The organism is Pseudomonas sp. P5_A12 (genome assembly GCF_056400685.1).
This window is the reverse complement of sequence record NZ_JBFUKU010000566.1, coordinates 1-1384: the sequence shown is the minus strand read 5'-3', so window position 1 is coordinate 1384 and position 1384 is coordinate 1. Positions and strand designations below refer to the sequence as shown.

Below are 1384 nucleotides of genomic sequence, written 5' to 3'. Positions count from 1 at the left end.
GTGCAAAAGACATGGTGATTTCCATCTGGGACGGCTACATGGCCCCGGACGCGCTGGACAAGTTCAAGGCGGCCAGCGGCGTTGCCGTCGACAAGGCCTTGCACGCCACCAACGAAGAAATCATGGGCAAGCTGATGGCGTCTGGCGGTGAAGGCTATGACGTTGTGTTTGTCTCCTCGCCGTTCGCCGAAGTCCTGCACAAGCAGGGGCTGCTGGCGGATATCGATCCAGTCAAGGTTCCCAACCTCAAGAACCTCTATCCCGAAGCCAACAAGCTTGAATATGACCCGGGCAACCATTTCTCGGTGCCGTATACCTGGGGCACGACCGGTATCTGCTATCGCTCCGACAAAGTGACTCCGGCGCCCACCAGCTGGAATGAACTGCTCAACCCGAGCGATGCGCTCAAAGGCAAAGTGACGATGCTTGCCACCGACCGCTGGATGCTCGGCGCCGCTTTCCTGGCCAAGGGCTGGTCGGTCAACGACAACGACCCAAGCCACATCGCGGCCGTCGGCGACCAGTTGATCGCCACCAAGAAACGCATCCTCGCCTTCGACGACACCACCTTCTACTCGAAACTCGCTTCCGGCGAATCGCTGATGGCGCATGCCTGGGACGGCTGGTGCAACTACGGCACCCAGGCCAACGCGGCGATCAAATTCGTGGTGCCCAAGGAAGGTTCTGACCTCTGGGTAGACACCATGGTCGTGCTGAAAAGCTCGAAGCATCAGGAGGAGGCGTTAAAGTTCGTCAACTTCATGCTCGCCAAGGAAAACCACGCCTGGGTCGCGGAAAACATCCTCTACAAAATCCCCAATCAGGCCGCAATGGCCGGTTTGTCGGCTGACCTGCTCAAGCAATACCCCAACTTGAACATCGCCCCGACCGATCTGTTGAAGATGGAGCAATTGCGCGACCTCGGTGGCACTACGCAAAAGGCCTACACCCGGACCGTCACCGAAATCATGGCGGCACAGAACTAAGCCTCGAAAAACGTAAGCCGCATCAAACCGAGGTATGCCTGCATGCCTCGCCACACTCGCAAGCCGCCTCTGTTCCGGGGCGGGAGGATATGGGTAATGAGTGCTTTGCATGCTGACAGGCGTCTGTCGGCCTGGCTTCTTGCGCCCGGCTTCGGCTGGCTGCTGATCTTTTTGGTGGTGCCGTGCGTGCTGGTGCTGGTCTACAGCTTCGTCGAACGCRGTGCCTACGGCGGCATCGACTGGCTGTTTACCTGGGAAAACTATCAGCGCGCGTTTGATCCGTTGTACCTCGGCATCCTGCTCAAATCGGCCAAGATCGCCGGGCTGGCGACGCTGTTTGCGGTACTGATCGGCTATCCCGCGGCCTATGCGATTGCCCGTGCTCCGCGGCGCCATCA

Annotated in this window: 1 protein-coding gene and 1 pseudogene; both read left to right on the top strand. The window is 59.1% G+C overall.

All coding sequences use genetic code 11. The features are described from left to right. The coding region (locus AC1DSG_RS31155) for a polyamine ABC transporter substrate-binding protein (protein WP_477794292.1) at window positions 1-986 on the top strand (986 nt) is incomplete at its 5' end. Between the two features lie 96 nt (window positions 987-1082). After that, window positions 1083-1384 (top strand): annotated as a pseudogene (locus tag AC1DSG_RS31150) (ABC transporter permease); the annotation flags it as partial.